This is a genomic window from Lactobacillus kimbladii (assembly GCF_014323605.1).
Taxonomy (GTDB): Bacteria; Bacillota; Bacilli; order Lactobacillales; family Lactobacillaceae; genus Lactobacillus; species Lactobacillus kimbladii_B.
Map to the genome: position 1 here is coordinate 64,479 of NZ_SCMB01000003.1, position 26,612 is coordinate 91,090.

Annotated in this window: 24 protein-coding genes and 1 tRNA gene; 16 read left to right on the forward strand and 9 right to left on the reverse strand. The window is 34.5% G+C overall.

Annotation, left to right across the window (positions count from 1 at the left end; genetic code table 11):
* The first annotated feature begins 86 nt into the window (after window positions 1-86).
* The 8 genes from hrcA (at window position 87) to ERK18_RS05510 (ending at window position 10,810) form a co-directional block, all read left to right on the forward strand.
* Window positions 87-1,136 carry a heat-inducible transcriptional repressor HrcA gene (gene hrcA / locus ERK18_RS05475; protein WP_109586390.1) on the forward strand — a complete coding sequence of 350 codons (1,050 nt, stop codon included), beginning with the start codon at window positions 87-89 and terminating at the stop codon, window positions 1,134-1,136.
* A gap of 12 nt (window positions 1,137-1,148) precedes the next feature.
* Entirely contained in the window at window positions 1,149-1,736 is a 588-nt protein-coding gene (gene grpE / locus ERK18_RS05480; RefSeq protein WP_187154621.1) for a nucleotide exchange factor GrpE, read from the forward strand.
* A gap of 18 nt (window positions 1,737-1,754) precedes the next feature.
* Window positions 1,755-3,617 carry a molecular chaperone DnaK gene (dnaK, locus tag ERK18_RS05485; protein WP_046332220.1) on the forward strand — a complete coding sequence of 621 codons (1,863 nt, stop codon included), beginning with the start codon at window positions 1,755-1,757 and terminating at the stop codon, window positions 3,615-3,617.
* A 78-nt stretch (window positions 3,618-3,695) separates the two neighbouring features.
* Window positions 3,696-4,838 (forward strand): molecular chaperone DnaJ, encoded by a 1,143-nt coding sequence (gene dnaJ / locus ERK18_RS05490; protein ID WP_187154622.1) that lies wholly within the window; start codon window positions 3,696-3,698, stop codon window positions 4,836-4,838.
* A 389-nt stretch (window positions 4,839-5,227) separates the two neighbouring features.
* On the forward strand, window positions 5,228-7,066 hold the full coding sequence (gene lepA, locus ERK18_RS05495) for a translation elongation factor 4 (protein WP_187154623.1): 1,839 nt from the start codon (window positions 5,228-5,230) through the stop codon (window positions 7,064-7,066).
* Window positions 7,067-7,100: 34 nt separating this feature from the next.
* Window positions 7,101-9,377 (forward strand): single-stranded-DNA-specific exonuclease RecJ, encoded by a 2,277-nt coding sequence (gene recJ, locus ERK18_RS05500; RefSeq protein ID WP_187154763.1) that lies wholly within the window; start codon window positions 7,101-7,103, stop codon window positions 9,375-9,377.
* A 100-nt stretch (window positions 9,378-9,477) separates the two neighbouring features.
* Window positions 9,478-10,005 (forward strand): adenine phosphoribosyltransferase, encoded by a 528-nt coding sequence (locus tag ERK18_RS05505; RefSeq protein WP_034979564.1) that lies wholly within the window; start codon window positions 9,478-9,480, stop codon window positions 10,003-10,005.
* Between the two features lie 286 nt (window positions 10,006-10,291).
* A complete protein-coding gene (locus ERK18_RS05510) occupies window positions 10,292-10,810 on the forward strand; it encodes a GNAT family N-acetyltransferase (RefSeq protein ID WP_187154624.1) in 519 nt (172 codons plus the stop codon).
* Between the two features lie 398 nt (window positions 10,811-11,208).
* On the opposite strand, the gene ERK18_RS05515 is transcribed toward ERK18_RS05510, so the two are convergent.
* Complete coding sequence (locus ERK18_RS05515) at window positions 11,209-13,482, reverse strand: HAD-IC family P-type ATPase (RefSeq protein ID WP_187154625.1); 2,274 nt, start codon at window positions 13,480-13,482, stop codon at window positions 11,209-11,211.
* Between the two features lie 224 nt (window positions 13,483-13,706).
* On the opposite strand from ERK18_RS05515, the gene ERK18_RS05520 reads away from it, so the two are divergent.
* Together ERK18_RS05520 and ERK18_RS05525 are read left to right on the forward strand one after the other, a co-directional pair.
* On the forward strand, window positions 13,707-14,036 hold the full coding sequence (locus ERK18_RS05520; protein ID WP_122052537.1) for a YxeA family protein: 330 nt from the start codon (window positions 13,707-13,709) through the stop codon (window positions 14,034-14,036).
* 22 nt (window positions 14,037-14,058) lie between these two features.
* Entirely contained in the window at window positions 14,059-14,394 is a 336-nt protein-coding gene (locus ERK18_RS05525) for a YxeA family protein (RefSeq protein ID WP_122052536.1), read from the forward strand.
* A 58-nt stretch (window positions 14,395-14,452) separates the two neighbouring features.
* Here the strand turns inward: ERK18_RS05525 and eno are convergent, their stop codons facing one another.
* Complete coding sequence (eno, locus tag ERK18_RS05530; RefSeq protein WP_045928191.1) at window positions 14,453-15,739, reverse strand: phosphopyruvate hydratase; 1,287 nt, start codon at window positions 15,737-15,739, stop codon at window positions 14,453-14,455.
* Between the two features lie 244 nt (window positions 15,740-15,983).
* Between eno and ERK18_RS05535 the strand changes: the two genes are divergently transcribed.
* Together ERK18_RS05535 and ERK18_RS05540 are read left to right on the forward strand one after the other, a co-directional pair.
* Window positions 15,984-16,814 (forward strand): DegV family protein, encoded by an 831-nt coding sequence (locus ERK18_RS05535; RefSeq protein WP_045928190.1) that lies wholly within the window; start codon window positions 15,984-15,986, stop codon window positions 16,812-16,814.
* Window positions 16,815-17,126: 312 nt separating this feature from the next.
* Window positions 17,127-18,680 (forward strand): L-lactate permease, encoded by a 1,554-nt coding sequence (locus tag ERK18_RS05540; RefSeq protein WP_222710113.1) that lies wholly within the window; start codon window positions 17,127-17,129, stop codon window positions 18,678-18,680.
* A 65-nt stretch (window positions 18,681-18,745) separates the two neighbouring features.
* Here the strand turns inward: ERK18_RS05540 and ERK18_RS05545 are convergent, their stop codons facing one another.
* On the reverse strand, window positions 18,746-19,321 hold the full coding sequence (locus ERK18_RS05545; RefSeq protein WP_370448902.1) for a phosphatase PAP2 family protein: 576 nt from the start codon (window positions 19,319-19,321) through the stop codon (window positions 18,746-18,748).
* A 244-nt stretch (window positions 19,322-19,565) separates the two neighbouring features.
* Here ERK18_RS05545 and ERK18_RS05550 point away from each other — a divergent pair, with 244 nt between their 5' ends.
* Complete coding sequence (locus tag ERK18_RS05550; protein ID WP_187154626.1) at window positions 19,566-20,486, forward strand: hypothetical protein; 921 nt, start codon at window positions 19,566-19,568, stop codon at window positions 20,484-20,486.
* Window positions 20,487-21,174: 688 nt separating this feature from the next.
* Here the strand turns inward: ERK18_RS05550 and ERK18_RS05555 are convergent.
* Window positions 21,175-21,651 carry a hypothetical protein gene (locus ERK18_RS05555; protein WP_187154627.1) on the reverse strand — a complete coding sequence of 159 codons (477 nt, stop codon included), beginning with the start codon at window positions 21,649-21,651 and terminating at the stop codon, window positions 21,175-21,177.
* A gap of 364 nt (window positions 21,652-22,015) precedes the next feature.
* A complete protein-coding gene (locus ERK18_RS09510) occupies window positions 22,016-22,141 on the reverse strand; it encodes a hypothetical protein (protein WP_261982440.1) in 126 nt (41 codons plus the stop codon).
* 259 nt (window positions 22,142-22,400) lie between these two features.
* Between ERK18_RS09510 and ERK18_RS05560 the strand changes: the two genes are divergently transcribed.
* On the forward strand, window positions 22,401-23,108 hold the full coding sequence (locus ERK18_RS05560) for an AzlC family ABC transporter permease (RefSeq protein ID WP_187154628.1): 708 nt from the start codon (window positions 22,401-22,403) through the stop codon (window positions 23,106-23,108).
* Window positions 23,095-23,418, forward strand: coding sequence for an AzlD domain-containing protein (locus tag ERK18_RS05565; protein ID WP_187154629.1), 324 nt, complete (start codon window positions 23,095-23,097; stop codon window positions 23,416-23,418). The genes ERK18_RS05560 and ERK18_RS05565 overlap by 14 nt, the downstream gene beginning before the upstream one ends.
* A 535-nt stretch (window positions 23,419-23,953) precedes the next feature.
* Here the strand turns inward: ERK18_RS05565 and ERK18_RS05570 are convergent.
* From ERK18_RS05570 to ERK18_RS05580, 4 genes are all read right to left on the reverse strand, one after another.
* Window positions 23,954-24,784: a hypothetical protein gene (locus ERK18_RS05570; RefSeq protein ID WP_187154630.1), complete on the reverse strand. Its 831-nt coding sequence runs from the start codon at window positions 24,782-24,784 to the stop codon at window positions 23,954-23,956.
* 218 nt (window positions 24,785-25,002) lie between these two features.
* On the reverse strand, window positions 25,003-25,116 hold the full coding sequence (locus ERK18_RS09415) for a S24 family peptidase (protein ID WP_222710114.1): 114 nt from the start codon (window positions 25,114-25,116) through the stop codon (window positions 25,003-25,005).
* A gap of 329 nt (window positions 25,117-25,445) precedes the next feature.
* Window positions 25,446-25,535 (reverse strand) — tRNA-Ser (locus ERK18_RS05575).
* Between the two features lie 143 nt (window positions 25,536-25,678).
* The gene (locus ERK18_RS05580; RefSeq protein WP_034979600.1) at window positions 25,679-26,047 is read right to left on the reverse strand and encodes a MerR family transcriptional regulator; all 369 of its coding nucleotides are present in this window, start codon (window positions 26,045-26,047) and stop codon (window positions 25,679-25,681) included.
* A 157-nt stretch (window positions 26,048-26,204) separates the two neighbouring features.
* Between ERK18_RS05580 and ERK18_RS05585 the strand changes: the two genes are divergently transcribed.
* The gene (locus ERK18_RS05585; RefSeq protein ID WP_045928178.1) at window positions 26,205-26,612 is read left to right on the forward strand and encodes a carboxymuconolactone decarboxylase family protein; all 408 of its coding nucleotides are present in this window, start codon (window positions 26,205-26,207) and stop codon (window positions 26,610-26,612) included.

The following is a 26,612-nucleotide window of genomic DNA, read 5'->3' on the forward strand; positions in this document are numbered from 1 at the left end:
CTCAACTTGACATTCTGCTAAAAGCTAGTATCATATTAATTGTTAGCACCTAATAAGTTTGAGTGCTAAAAGTGAGGGCGATATTTATGTTGACCGAACGTCAAGAATTAATTTTAAAAACAATTATCAATGATTTTACGCAGACACATGATCCTGTTGGGTCTAAAACAGTCATGAATCAGTTACCTATTAAAGTTTCAAGTGCAACTATTCGTAACGAAATGGCGGTTTTAGAAGAAAAAGGCTTGATTGAAAAAACTCATTTGTCAAGTGGTCGAGTACCTTCAACAGAAGGCTACCGTTACTATCTTGACAATTTAGTTGAGCCTTTACAGATTTCATCTTCTGTTTATAAAAGAATTATTAATCAGCTTGATCAGCCGTTTCATCAAGTTAACGACATCGTACAGGAAGCTGTTAAGATCTTATCTGACCTAACAAATTACACTGCATTTGCGGAGGGGCCTGAGAATAGTGATTTAACTATTACCGGATTTCGTATAGTACCTTTATTTGGCAGACAGATTATGGCTATTCTTGGTACCAGTGATGGTGATGTTCATGACCAGGTTTATAACTTACCATACAATATTCATGGTGATGACATTGAACGTGCCGTTCGTATGATTAACGATGAATTAGTAGGAAAGTCGCTAGATCAGGTTACACCTGAGTTTCTTAAGAAGACTTTAGGACAAAAGCTTAAAGCTGCTCATGTGTCTGAATTAATAGATTTAGTTGAAGATGTGATCAGTGATGCTGCCAGCGAGCAAATGTATGTCGATGGTCAGATTAATTTGCTCAATAACATTTCTTTGAGTGACGTTTCTAATTTGCGGTCATTATATGAAATGATTGAGCATAATGACTTAATTTCTAGTATTTTGGATAACAGGCAAAACTTAAAAAGTGACAGATATCCAGTTCGGGTAAGTCTAGGGTCTGAGTTATCAAATGATTTGTTAAAGGATTACAGTCTGCTTACAGCAGAGTACAGCGTTGGTCCTCACGGAAAGGGCATAATTGCTTTACTTGGCCCTGATAATATGCCGTATTCTCAAGTGATAGGATTGCTTGAATATTTCAGAAATGAGCTATCTAAAAAGTTGCTTGATTATTATGGTAGATTTAAATAAAGGAGGTTAGCCGTGAGTAAAGAAGAAATTAACAGTAAAAATTCAAAAAAAGATCAAAAAGAATCAACTGAATCAAAAGAAGTTAAAAAGCATTCTCAAGCTAAGGCTAACGGAAAAAAGAAGTCTGAATTTTTGGAAAGTAAACTGCAACACAATTTGACCCAGTTGCAAAAAGAAAAAGATGATTTAGAAGATAAGTACTTGCGCAGTCAAGCTGAAATGCAAAATATGCAAAATCGCTACAATAATGAAAGAGCGCAACTTATTAAATATGAATCACAATCTTTAGCTAAAGATGTTTTGCCAGCAATGGATAATTTAGAAAGAGCTTTGGCAACAAAGGTTGATGATGAAGCATCAAAGCAGCTTAAAAAGGGAGTGCAAATGACACTTGATTCTCTGGTTAAAGCCATGAAAGATCATGGAATCAGTGAAATCACTGCTGAAGGTGTAAAGTTTGATCCTAATTTACACCAAGCTGTCCAAACAGTTGTAGCTGAAAATGAAGATCAAAAAGATCATGTTGTTCGGGTTTTGCAAAAAGGATACTTGTACAAAGATCGTACATTAAGACCAGCGATGGTTGTTGTAGCACAATAATTGAAAGGAAGCATATCAATGTCAAAAGTTATCGGAATTGACCTCGGAACTACCAACTCGGCAGTTGCTGTTCTTGAAGGAAAAGAGCCAAAAATTATTACCAATCCAGAAGGAAACCGTACTACACCTTCAGTAGTTGCTTTCAAGGATGGAGAAATTCAAGTCGGTGAAGTCGCAAAGAGACAGGCTATTACTAATCCTAATACTATTTCTTCAATTAAGCGTCATATGGGTGAAGCTGATTATAAGGTCAAGATTGGTGATAAAGCATACACTCCTCAAGAAATTTCTGCCATGATTTTACAATATATCAAGAAATTCTCTGAAGATTATCTTGGCGAAAAGGTTACTGAAGCAGTCATTACAGTTCCTGCATACTTTAATGACGCCCAACGTCAAGCTACTAAGGATGCTGGTAAAATTGCTGGCCTTGATGTTAAGAGAATCATTAACGAACCTACTGCATCTTCACTTGCTTACGGTCTTGACAAAGATGCTGAGGACGAAAAAGTTTTAGTTTACGACCTTGGTGGTGGTACTTTTGATGTTTCCGTTTTGCAATTAGGTGACGGAGTCTTTCAAGTACTTTCAACTAATGGTGATACTCACCTTGGTGGTGACGATTTCGATAACAAGATTATTGATTGGTTGATTAAGAACTTTAAAGATGAAAACGGTGTTGACCTTTCTAAAGATAAAATGGCTTTACAAAGGTTAAAGGATGCTGCTGAAAAGGCTAAGAAAGATCTTTCTGGTGTATCTTCGACTCATATTTCATTACCGTTCATTTCTGCTGGTGAATCCGGTCCATTACACCTAGAAGCAGACTTAACTAGGGCAAAATTTGATGAATTAACTTCTGACTTAGTTGAAAAGACTAAGATTCCGTTTGATAATGCGTTAAAAGATGCTGAATTAACAGTTAATGATATTGACAAGGTTATTTTAAACGGTGGTTCCACTCGTATTCCTGCTGTGCAAGATGCCGTTAAGAAATGGGCTGGTAAAGAGCCTGATCACTCAATTAACCCAGACGAAGCTGTTGCTTTAGGTGCTGCCATTCAAGGTGGTGTCATTTCTGGTGACGTTAAGGATGTTGTTTTACTTGATGTAACTCCACTTTCTCTAGGTATTGAAACTATGGGTGGTGTATTCACCAAGTTAATTGAAAAGAATACGACAATCCCGACATCCAAGAGTCAAATCTTTTCTACTGCTGCCGACAATCAACCTGCTGTTGACGTACACGTTTTGCAAGGTGAACGTCCAATGGCTGCTGATGACAAGACTTTAGGTCGTTTCGAATTAACTGATATTCCTGCAGCTCCCCGTGGCGTGCCACAAATTCAAGTTACTTTTGATATTGACAAGAACGGTATCGTTAATGTTTCTGCTAAAGATATGGGTACCGGTAAAGAACAAAAGATTACTATCAAGAGTTCATCCGGTCTATCTGATGAAGAAATTAAGAAGATGCAAAAAGAAGCTGAAGAACATGCTGAAGAGGATAAGAAAAAGAAAGAAGAAGTTGACCTTCGTAATGAAGTCGACCAATTAATCTTCTCAACAGAAAAGACTTTGAAGGATGTCAAAGGCAAGGTATCTGATGACGACACTAAGAAAGTACAAGATGCACTTGATGCTTTGAAGAAGGCACAAAAAGACAACAATTTGGATGAAATGAAGTCTAAGAAGGATGAATTATCCAAAGTTGCTCAAGACCTAGCAGTCAAATTGTACCAAGCTAATGGTGGGGCTCAAGGTGCACAAGGACAGGCTGGACCTCAGTCAGGACCACAAAATCCTGGATCCCAAGATGGTAATTCAGGTAGTGGTTCCGCAGGTGAAGGCGAGTTTCATAAGGTAGACCCAGATAAGTAAAGGGTTTATAATTGAATAAATTAGAAAAGAACTGCCAAATAGTAGTTCTTTTCTTTTGTAAAGTTAAGGAGCTTATAGATGGCACAAGAAGATTACTATAGCGTTCTTGGTGTTGATCGCAATGCCAGTGATAAGGAAATTACCTCTGCTTATCGTAAACTTGCCAAAAAATACCACCCTGATTTAAACCATGAACCGGGGGCTGAGGAAAAGTATAAAAAGGTTAATGAAGCTTACGAAGTTTTGCATGACAAGCAAAAGAAAGCACAATATGATCAGTTTGGATCGGCCGGAGTTAATGGTCAAGGTGGCTTTGGTGGTGCAGGTCAAGGATATAGTGATTTTGGTGGCTTTGGTGATTTTGGAGATATTTTTAATGATTTCTTCGGTGGTGCAACAGGAGCTAATCAGCGCCGCGCTAACCCGACAGCACCAACTCGTGGTGAAGACTTAGACTATACCTTGTCCATTGACTTCATGGATGCTATTACCGGCAAAAAGACGCAAGTTTCTTACACTAGGAGCGAAACTTGTCCAACTTGCAAAGGGAATGGGGCAGAAAAAGGCACACACCCGATAACTTGTGATAAATGTAATGGTACTGGTTATATGACAATCACCCAAAAATCTATGTTGGGAGTTATTCGTCGTCAGACAGTTTGTGATAAATGTCACGGCAAAGGTGTAATTATTGAGCATCCTTGCCAAACTTGTCATGGCAAAGGCGTAATTGATAATAAAAATACCATTGAAGTTAATATTCCTGCAGGAATTGATAATGGTCAACAATTACGTTATGAAGGCCAGGGAGAAGCAGGTAAAAATGGTGGCCCTTATGGTGACCTTTATATCAGTTATCGTATTAAGCCATCAAAGGATTTCGAACGTAAAGGAACTACTATTTATACTACTGTTCCAATCTCGTTTGCCCAGGCAACTTTAGGTGATGAAATTAATGTTAAGACTGTGCATGGAGAAAAGAAGTTGAAAATTCCTGCTGGTACACAACCTAATAAGGAATTTACTTTACACGGTGAGGGTGTTCCATACATACGTGGCAATGGTAATGGTGATCAAATAACTACTGTTCAAGTACAGATTCCAAAATCAATTAATGAAAAACAGAAACAGGCTCTGGTTGATTTCGTTAAAGCCGGTGGTGGTTCAATAACACCACAAGAAAAAGGATTCTTTGAGAGATTAAAGGAAAAGTTGCAGTAAAATTTAATGTTTTATTCACCCTAAATGATTGTCTTCTAAAATAGAGAAATATGAAAAAGGGAGAGATATGATGTTGAGTTGCCCAAAAGGTTATAAATACTGGTGTAAAAATGGATCTGACTTGACTATTAAACCTGACGCACCTTGTTGGGCAAAAAAAGAATTCAAAGATTATATTAGGCTTTTTAAAGAGAATGGCAAGCCAGATAAAAATGGTATTATAAGATATTATTAGTATTAATTGAAAGTTTAACTAAAGGACTAATTCTTCAATCTTGATGGGATTAGTCCTTTAATTTTGATAAAAAGTTCCTTTATCCTAATTAATTTTATAGGTGCTTGGGAATTTGCTATAATAATAGAGATAGAGTGAAGGGTGCAAATTATTTATGGATATTACCAAATTACAAGATTACCAAAAACATATTCGCAACTTTTCCATTGTTGCTCATATTGATCATGGGAAATCTACAATTGCGGATCGTATTTTAGAACTGACTGATACTGTATCTGAACGACAACTAAAAAACCAAATGTTAGATGATATGCCACTTGAACGTCAGCGGGGCATCACGATTAAAATGAACTCAGTTGAAATTAAATATCATGCCCAAGATGGAGAGGACTATATTTTTCATTTGATTGACACTCCTGGACACGTAGATTTTTCTTATGAAGTTTCTCGTTCTTTGGCAGCGTGTGAAGGTGCACTTTTAGTAGTCGATGCTTCACAAGGTGTACAAGCGCAAACTTTAGCTAATACTTATTTAGCGATTGATGATGATCTGGAAATAATGCCTGTAATTAACAAGATTGATTTGTCATCCGCTAATCCTGAGCAAGCCAAGGAAGAAATAACTGAAATGCTGGGTTTAGATGCTTCAGACGCAGTTGAAGTTTCGGGAAAAACAGGTCAAGGAATTAAAGAATTGCTTGAGCGAATAGTAAGAGATATTCCTGCACCACAGGGAAATTTGCAAGATCCACTTAAAGCATTGATTTTTGATTCTAAATATGATGATTATCGCGGGGTAGTTTTGTCCGTTAGAATTGAGGATGGTACTGTTGCACCTGGCGACAGAATCAAAATTATGAATACTGGCAAAGAATACGAGGTTATTGAAGTTGGGGTATCAAGTCCACACCCAGTAAAGAAAGGAATTTTAATTGCTGGTGATGTTGGTTATCTGACAGCAAATATCAAGTCTGTTCGTGAAACTCGTGTTGGTGATACCATTACTTCTGCTGAAAATCCGACAGCTGAACCACTTCCTGGTTATCGCCAAATACCACCAATGGTATATTCTGGTATGTATCCTGTTGATAATTCCAAATATGACGATCTTAAGGAAGCTTTGCAAAAGCTTCAGCTAAATGATGCTGCTCTGGAATTTGAACCTGAAACTTCGACCGCTCTTGGATTTGGATTTCGTTGCGGTTTTTTAGGCTTGCTTCATATGGATGTTGTACAAGAAAGACTAGAGCAGGAATTTGATTTAGACTTAATTATGACTGCTCCTTCTGTTGATTATCATGCCATTATGAATGATGGTACAACAAGGGTAATTGATAATCCTTCTGATTTGCCCTCAGCTGGTGAATATAAGGAGGTACAGGAACCTTTTGTTAAAGCGGAAGTGATGGTTCCGAATGATTTTGTCGGTCCAGTGATGGAACTTTGCCAGCGTAAACGTGGTGAGTTTGTGACTATGGACTATTTAGACAAATATCGCGTTAATGTAATTTATAATATGCCACTAGCTGAAATTATTTATGATTTTTTTGATGATTTAAAATCTTCCACTAAAGGTTATGCCTCACTTGATTATGAAATTACGGGTTATCGGGCAACTGATTTAGTTAAAATTGATATTCTGTTGAATAAACAAGTGGTCGATGCTCTTAGTTTTATTGCTCATCGGGATGAAGCTCAAAATAGAGCAAGACAAATGACATCAATGCTCAAGAAACTGATTCCTAGACAGAACTTTGAAGTTGATATTCAAGGGGCAATTGGAGCAAAAATTATTTCTCGTGCTACTGTTAAGCCTTACCGCAAGGATGTTACTTGGAAAATCCATACGGGAGATCCTGATAGAAGGGCAAAACTGCTGGAAAAGCAGAAGAGAGGTAAAAAACGCATGAAAGCAGTAGGTCATGTTGAAATTCCTCAAGATGCTTTTATGGCTGTTTTAAAAATGAATGATGATGACTTAAATTCAAAATAGAAAATAAATATAAAAAGGCTGAATTAAACATATGATTGAATGGCGTGAGCGTATAGGTGAAGAATTAGCTCCGGAATTGATTGAAAAGTATCAGCTTAGCCCGATTACGGCTAAGCTGCTTTCTTTGCGCGGAATAAATACTGCAGCAAAAATTGAATTTTGGTTTAATGCAACTGAAGATGACTTGGCAGATCCTTACTTAATGCACGATATGAAAAAAGCTGTTGACAGGATAAACCGGGCAATTGATGCAGGAGAAAAAATAACTATTTATGGTGACTATGATGCAGATGGCATAACTGCTACAAGTATCATGATGGAAACACTTGGCATATTGGGCGCAGACGTTAATTTTTTCATACCTGATCGTTTTCGTGATGGTTATGGTCCAAATCTAGAAGAGTATAAGCGAATAGTAGCAGAAGGTACTAAATTAATTATAACTGTTGATAATGGCATTACAGGGGTTAAAGAAGTAGCCTACGCCAAGAGCAAGGGTGTAGATACAATAATTACAGATCACCATAAATTTCAAGATAAAATTCCTGAAAGCTATGCGTTGGTGCATTGCAACTACCCTGGCCAAAAATATCCGTTTGATGATTATTGTGGTGCTGGAGTAGCCTATACTATTTGCCGAGCTATAATGCAGGATTCAATGCCAGAATTATTGGAACTGGCAATGATTGGAACAATTGGAGATATGGTCAAGGTTTCCGGAGAAGGTCATATTATCGTTAAACGCGGTTTAAAAATGCTTAACGAAACTCAACGACCAGGCTTAAGGGCTCTTATAAAAAATGCTGGGTTGCAAATGGGGCATATTGATGAAACAGATGTTGGCTTTAATATTGCACCAAGATTGAATGCTGTTGGCAGACTTGATAATGCTAGTTTAGCCGTTGACTTACTATTATGTGAAAGTGACGAAGAAGCTGAAAAAATAGCAGATAAAATTGAAGGTCTAAACGATAAACGTAAAAATTTAACAGCTGAAGTTTATCAATCTTGCTTTAATCAGATTAAAAATAATGGTTGGCAAAGAGATAAAACTTTAGTCTTATATAATCCCAAGTTCAATGAAGGGGTTTTGGGATTAGTTGCAAATAAACTGGTTGAAAAAATTCATAAACCAACCATAGTCCTGACAAAGAATGAAGAGGGAATTATCAAAGGTTCGGGAAGGTCAGTAGATGGTTTTAATCTTTTTAACGCCTTAGAGCCTTTAAAGGATAAACTTTTTCTTAAATTCGGTGGTCACGATTTTGCGTGTGGCTTGTCTATGACCGAAAGCAAAATTTCCTCTTTACGCAAATCATTTGAAGATAGTTTTACGGGTACTTTTAATCAAAATATTCGTTATTATGATTGTGAACTACCTTTTTCTCATCTAGATTTGAAGATTATGACTGAAATCAAAAAAGTCGGTCCTTTTGGAACAGATAATGTCAAACCCATTTTTAGTATTATTCATCCGAAAATTAACAGTTGTTTTTACATGGGTAAAGATAAAAGTCATATCAAATTAAGCATTAGTAAAGACAATAATAAAGTTGATGTTATAGGTTTTAACAAGAAATTTCTTACAAAAATTCTTTTACCATATATAGATCAGTTATTCATAGAGCTACAAGAAAATTGCTTTCGTAATCAGATAAAATTACAAGGCATTATAAAGGGAATCATTTTTGCTGCACCAAAATTAGCAGTTCCTGAACCAGTTGTTGATTTGCGCAATGAAAAATATGTGATGGGTTTTGCGTACAGATATTTATTATTTGATAAAAGAAATAAGATCTCTGCTTCCAGTCTGTTTGATATTGACCCTGCAAAAATTACATCGGTTAATGATTATGATAGTGAAGGTGAAGTGGCTGTCTTTCTTGATGTTCCTCGTAATCAAAAAGAACTGGATTTTGCGTTGAACAATAATTATGAGCAGCTATACTTACACTTTCTTATGGATCAATTACCCGTACAACATTTACCGTTAAAATCTGATTTTGAAATCTTGTTAAAATATGTATATTCTCACCCTGGTCTAACACTGCAAGATTACCGAAAAGTCGGTAAATTTATAAAATTAAATTACGACAATGTTCTCTTTATTTTACGTGTATTCTTTGAATTGAATTTTATCCAATTAGAAGATAATAAAATATTTGGTGTTAATAATCCTGTTAAAAATAAACTGACAAATTCGAAATATTATCAGGCTACAAAGTCACAGATTGCTTTTATAAATGAATTGCGACAAATGCCTAGTCAAAAATTACTAATGTACGTGAATGGGCAATTAAAGCAACATTAATTTTTCTCGCTTTTAATGCTTTTAAGCCCAAAATTTGTTAGAATATAAAGGTCGAATAAGCTTTAGCAAGAAAGTTAAGTTTTTGGAGGTTTTTCTTCTTATGGCAAACGATTTTGAGAAACATATTGCAAGTGTCAAGGATTTTCCGAACAAAGGTATAATCTTTCGGGATATCACTCCTGTGCTACAGGATGGCAAATTGTTTCAAGCAGCTACACACAAGTTAGCTGAATACGTTAAAAGTAAAAATGCCGATATAATTGTTGGTCCCGAAGCGCGTGGTTTTATTGTTGGTTGTCCTGTGGCAACAGAATTAGGTATTGGTTTTGTGCCAGCTAGAAAGCCACATAAATTGCCAAGGGAGGTCGAACGTGCTTCCTATGACCTGGAATATGGTTCAAATAGTTTGGAAATTCATAAAGATGCTATTAAACCTGGCCAGCGTGTTGTAGTGTGTGATGATTTACTGGCTACAGCTGGAACTTTAAGAGCGTGCAAGCAATTAATTGAAAACCTAGGTGGAGAGTTAGTTGGTTCTTGTTTTTATATTGAATTACCTGATTTAAAGGGAAAAGAAAAATTACCAGGACTTGACGTATTTTCTTTAGTTAAATACCATGGTGCTTAATATTTATTAATTGGACTTTTTTAAGCATCATATTTTTAAAAAATAATAAATGTGCATGAAGTGCTCTTTAATAGTTAGATTTTTGTAATCTTCTGCTAAGAGCATTTTTTCATGATTAAATATTACTTCAAATTATAAAAACAGCAAATGATGCAGATTATTTTAATAAGATAGAGCGCTTTCTTAAATATGAAAAAAACTTTGAATTTTGAGTTGAAATTTTTTACAAGATCAGGTCAGATATATATAATAGTACGGTATTTCAAAAAAAGGAGAATAGAGTAATTTGCAATTAAGAAAAGCAACAATGGCCGATTTTGACCAAATTATCACTATTTTAAAAGATGGAGCTAATCAATTAGCTGAACATGGAGTCAATCAATGGCAAGGTGACTATCCCTCAAAGGGTCAAATTAAAGAAGACATTGAAAATGGTTGGGCCTTTTTAGCAGTTTCTGAGGATAAAGAAACTGTTGGTGCAATTGCTATAGTAGATGGACCTGACCATGTTTACGATCACTTGGACGGTAAATGGCTGAGCAATACAGATCGATATGTTGTTATTCATCGTGTAGCAATTCACTCTCAACATTCTGGTAAGGGTTATGCTACTAAACTTTTACAGGCTGTAATTAATGATATAAAAACAAACCGTGACGATGTTGATTCAATCAGAATCGATACTCACGAAGATAATAAAGCAATGCAACACTTAATTGCAAAAATGGGTTTCACAAAAGTCGGTCTTTTACATGGCGTTTATCGTGCTAATGAAATTTCGTATGTGTATGAATTAAAAAAGTAAAAAGGAATTATTAAATGTTATTTAAAGTAATAAAAAAATTGATTTAAAAGTAAAAAAATTACACTAAATTGTTTACTTTAGTTATTTTATGTATTAATATAAACATAACGAATGTAATTTAAAGCATTTGTTATAAACGTACAACCAGTGAAAGGGGGGATTAAAGGGTCAATTAGTGAAATGGTTATCTATCTTTGCTGTTGACTCGCCTCTTATTAAATAATTAACTTTCCTGATTAATTTAACTATTTTTTCCTATTCTAAATTATTATACCAAATAGCATATACAAAACCTTTTTACCGGTGTGATGGAAAAGTCAGGAACTCATCGGTAAACCTTAAAAAACCTGATTACGGAAAATTTCCGCAATCAGGTTTTTCTTTATTTGAATTTAAAATTACCGATTCTTCATTATTGGCTGATAGAATAAATCAATCACGATTGCGGCTATCAAAGCAATAGCAAAAGTAAGCAATAAATTCGTCCAGTTTATTTTTGTCATAGCTATGCCAAACAGCGCTAGGATGACCGTTAGAAGGACGTCTCCTAATTGTGTCAAGCCAACTGCTTTAGACGGATAATCCTGCCAGAAGTATTTCTTGGTTCTGGTAATTAAAACTATAAACATAGCACTCAAAACCAGGTAAACATAAACCATCGTTGAAACAGTACCATGACTAAAGCCGTGCATATTAAGATAGGCAATAGTAGCAATACCTATAGCTGTCCAGCCGAAAGCTAATGAAAATGCAATTTTAGCTAATTTAGCCATATTCCAGTTTTCTGGTTTATAGGTGATGTGGGTTCTATCAGTACCAATCATCATTGTCACCATATTATTCATGATTGTATAAATAACCATAGCATTTAAGGCCATTGGAATATAGTTAAAGAAAAGGTAGCCAAATGTTAAAAGCATTGTTAATTGTGCAGTTCTGGCTAACTTTGTTAAGGACCAGGTAGTCATTCTTTGATATACTCTGTGTCCAGCATCAAGTATTTTTACTATCGAAGACAGACCGTCATTTAAAAGTACCATTTTACCAGATCGTTTGGCCACATCTGCAGCATTAGAGACCGCTATGCCAACCTCAGCTTGCTTTAGAGCGGGGGAATCATTTACGCCATCACCTGTCATACCTACAATATAACCTTTTTTCTGGAAGAATTTAACCATGCGCAATTTATCTTCTGGTAAAACATCCGCAATACCAGCCAATTTGCTGGTATCAGTCTGGTCAGTGAAATCACGAATAGAAATTACCTCACCTTGCAAGTCAACATGCTTAGCGACTGCAATAGCAGTTTTCTGGTTATCACCAGTTAGCATAATCGGTTTTACTCCCCGTTTTCTGAGTTCTCCAAGAGCTTCTTTAGAGTCGGATCTTACCATATCTTGCAAAATGAAGACACCGGCTAACTTGTCGTCAATTAATAAAGCTACTGAACGTCCGGCACCAAAATCTATTTCTTTTGCCTTTTCGCTAGCGTCTTTATCAATTAGCGAAAGTTGTTTAAAGGAACCAAGTTTAATATTATGACCATCACAGTTTGCCATTGAATAGCCAGTGCTTGAAGTAAAAGGTGTGAAATCTGATGCAGACTTAATATTTAATCCCTGTTTTTTAACATATTCATCAATCGCAGTATCAATGAGTTTTTTGTTTCTTTGATCCGTAGCAGCTGATGCTAATGTTAAAACATCGTTATTATTCATTGAACTGAAATTAGTCCATTGGCCAACTGCTGTTTTATTTTCGGTAATTGTTCCTGTTTTGTCTAGCAAAATCAAATTAAGGTTGGCTGCATCTTGAATACCGGTTAAATCAGAAGTTAATACTCCTTCTTTACTCAAACGGGTTGCTTCAAAGGAGTTAGAAAGCGCAAATGTTGAGGGCATTGCAACTGGTATTGAAGCAATAAACATCATTGCTAAAAATGGTAACATGTTAATCAAATTATTCAGGTCACCACCCTTAAAGAAAGAAGCAATGACAATTACTAAAGTTAGAATTCCATCAAGAATGCATAAATAGTAAATAATTTTAGTTAATAGTTGTTGCAAGTGACCTGGAGCTGCAGAATTATTAATTAAGTTGATTGTCTTACCAGAACGAGAATCAGCACCTGTAGCAGTGACGATTGCTAAACCATTGCCTTCTGTTACAGTCGTACCAGCATAAGCTGTATCTTGTGGATTTTTCCGCACTGTCCTTGCTTCGCCTGTAATTGAACTCTCATCAGTAGAAATTTGTCCCTCGATCAGTTTCACATCGGCGGCCAAAACATCACCAGCTTGCATACTGATTAAGTCACCAGGAACTAAATATTTTGAGTCGATATTCTGCCACTCCCCATCTCTTTGAACCGAAATAGTAGGAGTTAATTTGTGTGAAATATTATTCAGCACTCGCCTTGATTGCTTTTTCTTAGAAGCTCCATTCCAAGCAGCAAAAAGGAGCATTAAAAGCACAAATAACGATTGTATCCATTTTCCTAAGATACACTCTAAAAGTAGAGCAGCTTCAAGAATCCATGCTGACAAATTCCATAACTTGGATAAAAATTCTTTAAAAAAGTTGAATTGAGGTTCAGGAACCTCGTTTAATCCATTTTTCTGCAGAAGTTTATCTGCTTCGGCTTGACTTAAGCCAGTAATTTTTTCAGCCATAATTTTACTTCCTTAGTTATAAATACTTAATTTAAAGTAGCATAAAAATAAGACTTTTGCTAGCAAATTAAATATTATCATTTGCAAGTTTGTTTTAATTTTGTATTTAAAATGATTATAGAAAAGTGTAAAATAGGTATAGTAGTGTATTAGTACACCTAAATTTAAATATATCATTTTAAAAAATTCGAATTTATTCGCTTTTAATCTAGGAGGTGGAATTCATGTCAGTTAAAAAATTTATTGTGGCTTCACTATTAACGCTCACAGCTCTATTTTGTTTACCCTTTTTCGTTCACAATGAGATTATAGATTATTTCAACGTTGCGATTCCTGAAACATATAGTTATGCGCAAGTACCAAAAAATACGCAAAAGTATTTTAATGTTCAAGCCTATGATTCTAAAACCGGCAGAAAGCTCCCGTACAAAATAAAAAAAGTAGGAGGCTATGATCCAAGCAGGCAATATATTAAAATTGACCATAAAGGCCAGTATGTGAAAGAAATTAAATATATTTCCAAAAAAGAATTTCAAAAGAAAGTTCATTCCTAAAAGTTAGATAGAAGGAGATACCATGTTCGAAAAATTTTTGGTTCCAGTTTATGTCTTTTTTCTGATTATAACTAACCAAATTCCATTAGATCATAATTCTTGGATTGATAGAGTTGATCCTGCTATTCCAGAAGTAATTAGTTATGCGCAGGTGCCAAAAAATACGCAAAATTATCTAAACGTTCAGGCCTATAATCCTGATACTGGTAAGAAATTACCATATAAAATTGAAAGAGTAGGTGGTTTTGATCCAAGTAGACAATATATTAAGATCGACCACAAGGGACAGTACGTGAGAAAAATTGACTATATCTCCGAAAGTACTTACTTAAAAGCAATTAGTCAAAAAGACGACTAGCCATAAAAATAGCACAAAAAAAGCCTGCAGCAATGCAGGCTTTTTTTAGGCTAACAAATTAATCTTTGTCAACACTGTCTGGGAAAGTAGCTAGACGCTCGCCTTCACCAAGATCTTCTTCAATTTCGAGCAAACGGTTGTATTTTTCAACACGTTCAGAACGAGCAGGTGCACCAGTCTTAAGCTGACCACCGTTAACTGCAACTGCGAAGTCAGCGATAAATGTGTCACCAGTTTCACCTGAACGGTGAGAAATCATGGTGTTGTACCCGTTCTTACGTGAAAGACGGATAGTTTCCAAAGTTTCAGTAACAGTACCAATTTGGTTTAACTTAATCAATGAAGCATTGCCGGCACCTTCCTTAATAGCTTTAGTCAAAAGCTTAGGGTTAGTACAAATGAAGTCATCCAAAACAATTTGAATTCTGTCTTTGTGGCTTTGAGTAAACTTAATCATGCCGTCAACATCATTTTCATCGTATGGGTCTTCAATTGAAATTAATTCTGGGAATTCGTCAAGTAACTTGTCGTAATATTGAGCTAATTCTTCATCATTAAATACTTTACCTTCAAAGTGGTACTTGCCGTCTTCTTTGTTGTAGAAGTAGGAAGCAGCACAGTCACAAGCAATGGCAATATCTTCACCAGGCTTGTAGCCAGCCTTAACGATAGCGTCGTGTAAAGCTTGCAAAGCTTCTTCAGAGTTCTTCATATTAGGTGCGAAACCACCTTCATCACCAAGGCCGGTTTCGTAACCCATGTCTTCAAGAACTTTCTTCAAAGTATGGTAAGTGTTAACGATCTTTTCAAAACCATCGCGGAAAGAAGTCTTCTTAACTGGAGTGATCATGAATTCTTGCACGTCGATACCATTGTCAGCGTGCTCACCACCGTTAATAACGTTGTGGAAAGTTTGTGGCATTTCAAGATCGGTGCCGCCAAGGTATCTATATAAAGGTTGGTGACTGTCTTTTGCTGCAGCAGCTGCAGTAGCCATTGATACGCCTAAAATAGCGTTAGCACCAAGTTCAGCCTTGTTAGGGGTGCCATCTAATTCGATCATTACACGGTCAATGTTTGCTTGATCATGTGGATCCAGACCTTTTAATGCCTTAGCAATTTTAGTATTTACGTTTTCAACGGCTTTGGAAACACCTTTACCGCCTACACGACTGCCGCCATCACGTAATTCAACTGCTTCATTTTCACCAGTTGAAGCGCCTGATGGAACTTCAGCTTTACCAACAACACCGTTTGATAAGGTTACAAAAGCCTCAACAGTTGGATTACCACGTGAATCATAGATTTCCAGTGCATGAACATTTTCAATGACTGATTTTAACATCTAAAAACCTCCTAAATAATAAATGCTGTACAAATTTTTATAAGTACATACATTAGTGGAGCATACGCTCCATATCTACATCACAAATTTTAGCTTAAGTTTGTGATTATGTAAACATTTGTAACCGATTTCTAATGTTAAAAAATATTAAAAAATTTTTTATCGCTTTTTTCTGGTATTTGATTTATTATTTAGCTATATATCTTTTTGAATATATAGTTTATTTATATAAGGATACACAAATATGGATAAAGTAAAGTTAATAATAGACTCTGGCGCAAATGACAGAGCAAATGAAAATCTGACTGTTGTGCCATTAACTATGACAATTGCAGGAAAAGATTTTGTCGATGACGAAAATCTTGATATCAATGAATTCATTAGCAGCATGGAGAAAAACACGGAGGAGGGCAAAACTTCCTGTCCGAGCATTAATGAGTGGCTTGAGGCCTTAAAAGGATCTGAATTTGCAATAATGATGACAATTACTAGTGGACTTAGTGGCAGCTTTTCATCTGCTTTTCAAGCTAAACAAATATATGAAAAAGATCATCCTGATAGCCATGTAATTGTGATTGATTCAAGGACTGCTGGCCCAGAGATTTCAGTTATTCTACAAGAAATTCGGAAATTGGTTAATAGCAAAACCCGTTTTGTAGATTTGGAACAAAAAATATCTGATTATAAGACACACACTCATTTGTTGTTCGTATTAAAATCACTGCATAATTTAGCACTCAATGGGCGAGTTAATATGGCCGTGGCTAAAGTCGCTAAAGTTTTAAATATTGATGTAGTAGGTACTGCCAGTGAAGAGGGTAAGCTAGAGCCTTTAGCAAAAGTACGTGGAATAAAGCGTGCCTTTAAAGAAGTTCTGAAATTAATGAGTGAAATGAAATACAAGGGTGGTAATTTAATTATTGATCATTGTAAAAATGAAAAAGATGCTGAAAGTTTAAAAGCAAAAATTTTAGCACTTTATCCAGAAGCAGAGATCAAAATTCGCTCAATGAGGGGACTTTGCACGTTTTATGCCGAAGAAGGCAGTTTGATGGTTGGTTTTGACGATTTGTAATTTTTTGGCAAATAAAAAATTCCTTTTTTACACTTGTTCTCTATCTAACAGAATATAAAAAAAGGTGATTTGGCCCTAGCTTAATAAAGTTAGGACTATTTTTTTGTTGATTAATGAAAGCGCTTAAATACAAAAGATTGTGAAGTTAAATTCATCTTCAAAAGCGCATTACATAGTGCTATAATGAAATTAGATAGCGCTTACATCACAAACTCATATAGTGTTGTCTAATAAGTTTTATCAAGTTCTATGTTAGAAAGTGAGAGAAATTAATTTAGCACTTGTTAAATTGATTTCGTCGGAGGAATAAAAATGGATATACTTAAAACAGTTCTTGCGATCATCCCTATCGTTTGGCTGATACTTTCCTTGGGTGTTTTTCGCATTCGAGGAGATTTGTCGTGCTTAATCGGCTTTGCTTTATCAATAATTCTTAGTATTGTCGGTTTCCACTTTTCGTTTTCAAACAGTATTACTGCCGGAATTGATGGCATAATTATGGCTTTATGGCCAATAATTTATGTTATTATTTCCGCTCTGTTTATCTACAATATTAGTAGAAAATCAGGGGGAATGGATACAATAATGTCTATGTTAACTTCAATTACTAAGGATATGAGATTCTTAGTATTGATCTTAGCATGGGGATTAGGCGGATTTTTGGAAGCCATTGCCGGTTTCGGTACTGCGGTAGCGATCCCTGCAAGTATCCTAATTATGTTGGGTATGAGTCCTATTAAAGCAGCCGTGGTTTGTTTGGTAGCAAATACTGCTCCTACTGCTTTTGGTGCCGTTGGTTTGCCAGTAACAACTCTGGCTAAAGTAACAGGACTGGGAGTTACTGAATTAGGTTATTTAATTGCTATACAATTATTTGTTTTAATGATGATCGTTCCATTTGTTTTGGTCATGATGACTGAAGGTAAGGGACTTAAGTCATTTAAAGGAAAAGGTGTTTTAGTTTGCACCTTGGTAGCTGGTTTAACATTTGCAGTTCCGGAAATTTTCATTACTAAATATTTAGGCCCTGAACTACCATCAATTGTAGGTTCAATAGTTTGTCTGCTATGTTTAGTAATTATTATTAAGAAATACAGCAGCAAAGAAGAAGTTGCATCCGCTAGTGCTGAAAAGGACGATAAAGCTCCAATTTCAACTGCTGATAAAATTAAGGCTTGGGTACCATTTATTTTGGTATTTTGCTTTATCATTTTCACTTCATCAATGTTCCCAGCAATTCATAATGCACTAGCAAGCGTTAAAACCAGTTTCCACTTCTATAATGGTGCAAATGCCAAGCCAGTTGACATTGACTGGTTGTCATCACCGGGTACTTTAATTTTACTGTCGAGTATCATTGGTGGTGCTATTCAAGGTTTGTCATTTAAGGAAATGTTTTCCGTTTTGACAAGTACTATCAAGCAGTTGGTTAAAACAATTATCACTGTTTGTTCTATTGTGGGCTTGTCCAAAGTAATGGGTTACAGCGGAATGATTGATGTCGTTGCGGTTAGCCTCGTAACTTTAACTGGTGCCTTTTACCCAGTAATTTCACCAATCATTGGTGTTCTAGGTATCTTTATCACTGGTAGTGATACTTCAGCTAACGTTCTCTTTGGTGAATTGCAAGTACAAGCAGCCCACGCGCTGAAAGTAAGTCCATACTGGCTGGCGGCTGCTAACATGGTTGGTGCTACTGCTGGTAAGATGCTTTCACCACAGAACATCGCAATTGCTACAGGAGCTACTGGTCTTGAGGGTAAAGAAGGAGTTATTCTTAAGAAAGCTCTGCCCCATTGTGCATGGTACACTGCATTATTGTGTGTGATAGTGTTTGTGTTAGGAAAGATGCTTAGTTTCCTATAATTTAATTGTTAAAAAATTATCGATAAAGGAAAAAACAACCCTAAACCAAAAGTTTGGGGTTGTTTTTAAATAACCATTAAAAGTAATTGTTGAGATATACTAAAGCAAAAGACAGCTAGAGAAGTAGCCCCGATAATATCTGATGGAAAGTGGGCTTTAAGACTGATACGAGAAATGACGACCATTAGCCAAATTGCCAGCAAAATCCATAAAAGTCTATTACCTAATTGTCCTGCAAAAAGTCGCCAGATGATTAAAGCCATAACAGTACTTCCTAGGACATGACCACTTGGAAAACTATAGCCTTCTTCTAAATCTGAATGTAGGATTGGACGTTTTCTGCGCATCCATTTTTTTAAAAAGATACCAATCAGATCAGTAAAGCCTAAAGTAAATAATGCCCAAAAAGCAAGTAAATTTTCATTATTACTGATTAAAAAACTTGCCAGAAATACATCCAAAACAACTAAAAGTTTGGGATCGTTTATAAATGCAATAATCTGCCAGCCGATTCCGTCGCGTCTTCTGATTAATTTATGATGAAGCCAGTGATCAAATAAATTGAAACGTCGTGAATTTCTGACATTAAAGATAAGTAGTATTAGTATTAGAGCAGACAATGTTGCTACCCAAAAGTTGATATTCAAATCGAATCCCTACCTATAATTTATATTCGATTGTATTTTAACAGTAACAGGGCAAAGCATAGAAATTAAAATCTACTCTTGAGCAAAACTTAAGATTTGTAATTTAAAGGAAATTTAGAATTTGAGCTTTATTAAAATTAGTTTTAGCAAGGTAATTATTTTAAAAGAAAGCTTGACTTTAATTAAAACCAACTTAAAATTATTATTATCAAGTTAGGGCGTAATTTAGGAGGAAAAAATGAATAATAATCACACTTCTAAGCAAGAGACTGTGGGTGAAGCTATACGTGATATTGCTCACCATGAACATAACTTTGCTTTAGCTGATAATTCTACTAACCATCTTGGTGATCTCGTTATTTATGGCACCCTTTATCTTTTTACACTTTTATTTTCTGATATTTGGTTTGACTGGCTGTTTGTATTGTTAGCAGTTGTTGCAATCATTAGCGTAATTCGTTATCAAAACTTCTTGCGACACAAGGTTGATTCTCAAAAAATGACTTCGTTTTTTGTAAATACTAGTTTGATTTCAACTGGGATTAGGTCTTTTGTAATTGGAAACGCACCATTACTAGCTCTTAGTATGCATACTCAGGGAAGATTTAATTTCTTTATTTCTTTGCTAGTTGGCTTATTTACGGCTTTGATTGGAATAACTTGTCAATATCATTACCTGACTAATCATCAAGTCATTGACAGGCAAAAGGAATCACCAAACAAGACCTGCAAAAATGCTGTTGATTTTAGTATTAAATTTTGCAAAAAGGGTTATGTCAACCAAGGCTTTTTCTTTGATATTGCGTGTGGTTTTGCGCTTTTGGCAAATCATTTTTCTTATAAAGAATTCATCTTAGTTAAATTTGAAGCTTGGCAATTTGTTTTAATTACTATTTTAATAGTTTTGGGTACAGTTCTATTTCAAAGGTTTTTACACAATAAAGTTGTTACAAATAATATAAGTAAAGGCTTTAAATGGGGTACTTTATTAATGACGGCTGCGCGCGGCTATCTGATAGCCATTGCACCATGGGTTGCAGTGTGTCTTTTCACGGGCAATTCAATCAATTGGTTAGCAGCAAACCTGTTAGGAACATTGGTAGCAATAGTTGGAACTGGATTTCAATACAAATATTTACATAAAGTCAGAGTCTTTTAAATGCAGAACTAAGTATGAATTTATTTGACCATGAGGACACTGATACAAAGATAGGCCAGTAAAAGTAATTTCTTTTACTGGCTTTTTAAATATTGAGAGCAAATTTGCTTATAAAGTTTGATTCTATGAAGTTTTAGATAATTAGCTTGAATAAAAAGCAAGTTAGACAATAGAATAAAAAATTCTCATTGGAGTTATATTGTGAAAAAAGCAGGAACAATGTCTGAATTTTTGCATTATATTAGTTCATTCAGATTTTTAAAACTTCTTTTCAAATCCATAAAACATTTTCCGTTTAAGTATGACAAGTTAGGCCATCCAATGCTGGATACCTGAGCGAAGCCTGCCTTAACATGTCGATAGCAAGTTTAAGAATTAAGCAACGAAATGGTATAGGAAATAATCTTATGGATGCAACCGTAAAGAATAGGCGTCAAGTAAGTCTTCTGTCCCTTGATATTGAACTCTATCACATCTGAATACCAAATATGATTGGGATAAAATGCACTGAAGGTTGTTTTAAGCAAGATCAGATTGGCAAAAAACAAAGTAAAAGAAAAAGAATCAAACAGTTTATTAGCAGCTTGATTCTCTTTAATTTACTCCTTATCAACACGATCTGACAAAGAGCTATTTTATAAAATAAAATATATGTAAAGTTGTAAGAGGACTGTCCGAGGGCAACCGACTATTTGCCCAATTGTTTCTTATAATTACCTTTGGTTTGATAAGAATAATCATGCTTTATTTTGTTTCTTGTACAGACAGAGAAATATCCCATATTGTAATATGATTTCATTACACGTTTGCCATGAATTTTTCTTTTGGATAACCAAAAAGAATCAACTTCTTGATAATGATAGTTAAACTTATTCAAGACATAATAGGGTCTGCCATTTTGCTTATAACGCGTGACATGTAATTTTTTATATCCTTTTTTATTCAAGCTACAAAGGACTTTACCATTTTGTATAAATGCATGTTTAGTAATCTTTATATGATTCCATTTGTTATGCCCTTTATATTCGTACCAAGTACCTCTTAGTTCTGTGGGAGTAGCATTATGCCCTACATATTTGGCCTCTACTTTTGAAGAAAAGACCAGTCCAGTTGCCACTAATATTAATATAGAGGCTAATATTACCAATGTTTTCTTTAATTTCATTTTATTCTCACCTTGCGTTAAATTTTATCACTGAAATAAAACGCCAGCAATTTATAATTTTATAACAATAAAGCCTGTTTCAAGCGTCTTTTTATAAATTTATCCGTATTGATGCGACTCATAAATTTAGCCCTCAGACTCAAAATTTTTATAAACTTATAGAACTTTATTCCTTGTCAAGCTAACGTTTTAGATTCTAAAAATAATTTAAGATACTTGATTTTCTTAGGTTTGAAAGGCAAATGTCCTGATTAGAAGGGATTAACAGCAAACTTAAAAAATCATAAAATTAATTTTGTCTAATAAACACCCATCGGAGAATTTAAGATAAAAAATATTTCGAATTTTTTGGTGCATTTCATAGTTAAACAGATGTTTTACTGCTTAAATTGATGGCAGTTAATGATGAATAAAGTTGTTGATTTGACTTTTTATCGTACCAATCTATCTGATTAGTTAATCTTTCTTTATCATATGTGCTAAAATCCATGATATTCCTTTTCTAAATAAAATTTGTGTACAAATATTATACCAATAACATAATATTTATATTTTAATGACTTTATACAATTATTTTATAGCTTATATATTTTGCACGCAACATAAAATTTGTTTCTATTTAAAATATAATGTTGTAAAAATTAAAAACAAATGTTAAGCTACGAGATAATTTAGATAAATTTAACTACATTACTCATGGTAGAACTAACCACATCATTTCATGATTTTTCACAAAAGAGGGTGAAAGAATGGATACTTACTTAACCAAAAAATCTGCAATTAAAGAATCAATTCCAACAATTTTCGGCTATATTGGCATAAGTACGGCTTTTGGAATTATTGGCAAAGCCAGTGGCTTTTCTACTTTGGAAGTTTGCTTGATGTCTATTCTGATTTATGCAGGATCCGTTCAATTAACAACTCTGAATATGCTGGTTGCGGGAAGCCCAATAGCTTCAATTGTTTTAGCCGCTTTCTTGGTCAACTCTCGAGTAATTCTTATGAGCACGACTGTAGCAGGTTATTTGAAACAAGAAAATTTAAAAAGAAATATTTTGATAGGAACTTTTCTCACCGATGAAAGTTTTGCTCTAGGTATGAATAAAATTAATTATACAAATGACAAGTTAAATTTTACTTGGTTTAATACGGTAAATATAGTTTCTTACATAACTTGGCAAGTTGGAACACTTTTGGGAGCAGTGTTGGGCAGTTTTATCGCTGATCCTAAAAAACTAGGGCTTGACTTTGCTATTGTAGCAATGTTTATTGGTTTGCTTTATTTGCAGGTAATTGGGGACAAAAAACTAAATAAAGTACTCCAGGTAATTGTGATATTGATTTCTTTTGCGCTGACATATTTACTGACAATTATTTTACCTGCCAACTTGGTGGTAATAGTTGTAACCTTAATTGGTTGTAGTTTAGGAATGGTAATAAAGCATGTCTTCTTCTGAATACATTTTAACGACAATCATTTTCTGTGGAATCACTACCTTGTTATCTAGAGTGATACCATTTGTCTTATTGAAAAAATTCACCTTGCCGCCAAAATTAGTTGAATTCTTGTCTTTTGTTCCTATAGTAATAATGGCTGCTCTTTGGTTTAGTAACTTATTAGTAGCAAAACCAGGTCATTTGCCTCAACTTAACATGCAGTACGCTTTGGCTTCACTGCCAACATTTATTTCCGCAATTATTAGTAAGTCTCTCTTAATCATTGTGATAGTTGGTATGATTTCACTAGCAGTTCTTCGTTTAATTTAAAAAACGAATGATACAGTGTAAATTAAATACTAAAGTCGTTCCTTGTGAACTTTTTTAATATTTTATAAATAGTTTGTAGTTTATTTATAATGTATAGAATAAGAAAAAGCATGTAAAAAAGGCATTGTGCTATATTGTTCAATGCTTTTTTGTAAAACAAAAAATATATAAGATTATTTTCATAGTAATGATAAAAGAAGAGTGCAGTTTATTTTTATAAAAATAATAGAAAATGAAATTTAGTAATTAATAATTAATTTTAAAGTTGGCGAACATCTTTATATGCTATTGACGATTTTTTCGATATTATCATCTGCCGTGTTTTATACTCATCAAGGATGTAGGCATAATTTTTTGCAGTTATTGTCATGTGTGCGTTTCCTAAACGTTTTGAAATGGCATATAAATCAATTCCTTTACTGCTATGATAGAGAATGCAAAAGGGCATAACCCTGTTTTACTTGTGTTACTTCTAAGAAATCTAAATTCGAACTGTGATCTCCTATAGGTTTTTTATTTTTTAAATATTTAAATCTTATTTTTTACTTAAGCCAATTAATTCTATAGTAGACAATATAACTTCTCCAGCAGTTAAATCAGCCGTTACTTTGCTGACTTGGCCTTTTTCAGTATCTTTGCCTAATATTTCGTTTAAATTATCATCAGACCCATCTTCTGATATCAAGTTACCTCTGCCTTTTATTGGCCGTATGACATACCTTCCGGGTTTAATATCAAGTCCTACTAACCATATACCAGCACTTATTTTTGTTTTATATGTATATTTATCTGGTGTTGGCGTGAAGCTTGTAGACTCTATCCAGTCTAACTTGATTTTGTCATTTTTTACTAAGTTGGTAGTAAAAGAAGTTAACTGATCTCCTTTATCATCGTTTCCTAAAATAACGTTAATAGTGAAATCGCTGTTAGATAGATTACCACTGCCCTTAACAGCTTTAATAACGTATCTGCCCGGCTTTATATCTTTACCGACCTTATACTTACCTGCGCCTAATGTAACTGCTTTAGCTGTGTTCTTCACTGGTATAAATTTGGAAACCTTTTTGGAAGCATAGTCTGAAAGCTTTTTCCTCTTTTTTACATGAGATGGTTTTATTGAATGAGGTACGGTAGTTTTGTATGTTTCATCATGACTCTCGGCTTTATTTGAAGTTGATACAAAGAAACCACAAATTAAAACTAGTATTAATCCCCATACCCACCAACGTTTCACTAATGGCTCATTTGATGGATTTTTACTTGGTGTTAATGCTTCTTTATAATCTTTGCTATTTTTTGATTTTCTGTCGCTAATAATCATGTAAATAACAAATATTATTAGTGCAATTATCCATAAAAATTTCATTTACCTTCTCCCATTATACTTGTATCGGTACATTTATAATTTACCATTTTTATAAATGTCTTAAAAGAATAAATTTACATATGTTTTCAAGTCCTATTGAATGTCGTGTTCTACATGGATAACTTTACCTAAAAATTTTTCCGGATTATCTTTGTTTAAAACAATTGAATCATAGTCATTATTTTCAGGAATTAAGATGACTTTATTTCCAACAAACTTTACACGTTTATCGTAGCCTCATCATCTACTAAAATAGCTGCTAAGTCACCATTTTCAAAAGTTGGTTTTCTTACAAGGGTTATTAATGATCCGTATGGAATTAGAAGCTTCATGGAATTGGCTCAGCAATATAGCATAAACTGCTTATTAGAAGGCACATGGTCAAAAGCGTATTTTAATAAATCTTCCATCGTTTACTTTTGATATCACTGTACATAAAGTTACATATAACATCAAAACGCTAGATAAGAAATTACAGCCTGACATTATAGGTCTGGTTAAAGGTTATGAGCGCGATAATATTAAAAATATTCAGATCAACTAAATAGCTAAAACAATAAAGAGCAATTTTAGTAAAACTGCTCTTTATCATTTTTATGCCGTGCGAGAACATAATAAAAGCTTGTAATAGGTGATACTACAAGCTTTTTAACTTAATTTAAGGAGAGTACAGGATTTGAACCTGCGCGCCAAGGAAAAACTTGGTTCGCCGGATTTCGAGTCCGGTGCATTACCACTCTGCCAACTCTCCATAACGAATAACATTATACCTTAACTGAAATTTTTTTCAACTTGCCATTTTCTTCTAAATTGAACAAGTGCGTGTTTGTTATGTATTTGCTTGATGTAATATCGAAAAAAGCAATTAAATCAGCTACACACTAGATAGCAACTTTATTCTTTTAAATCACCGATTGTCTTGAGATAGGTTTTAATTTTTTGTTCTACAAACTTGATATTATCGTCAATTTTCTTTTCCTGTTCATGTAAATTATCAAGCTGCTTAAACAGTAAAACAAGTCTGTCAGGTATAGTTTGGTCACCCTCATAGCGTAATTTGGTGTATTTTTGCATTTCTTTAATACTCATACCAGTCTTTTTTAAGCGGGAAATGAAACTAATCCATGCTACGTCTTTTTCAGTATAAATGCGACGATTATTTTCATCACGATTTGGGAAAAGTAATTTTTGCTTTTCATAATAACGCAGTGTGTCGATTGAAAAGCCACTAAGTTTCGAAAATTGACCAATTGAATATTTCATTGTAGTTCCTTTCTAAAAAATTCAAGCTAGGTAAATGATACATCGTCATATTTTACCACTACCAAAAAATTTTGAAATAGTAGTTGACATGGACTATACTCCAGCAACTATTCTATAAACCGTTAAAAAAGTTTACAAAACAAAAAGGAGAAAAACTATGAAAAATGATGAACGTTATCAAAAGGGTTTAGTAAATTTAGAAAAAGTTGATCAAGAAGGCGGCAAATCAGTTATTGATTCACTAGCTGGTTTATCTGAAGATGTAGGTCGCTACATTATTGAATTTGCATTTGGTGACGTATACGATCGTGGTGTCCTTGATCTAAAACAAAGAGAAATGATTACCATTACAACTTTGCTCACACAAGGTGACACTGAACCGCAACTGAATGTTCATATCAATGGCGCTTTAAATGTCGGCTTAACGCCAAAGGAAGTAATCGAGACATTTATTCAAACTATTCCTTACGTGGGATTTCCGAAAGTGCTAAACGCGATTAATGTTGCTAAAAAGGTATTCAAAGATCGTGGAATAGATTTCACGCAATCGAATAAAAGTGAATAA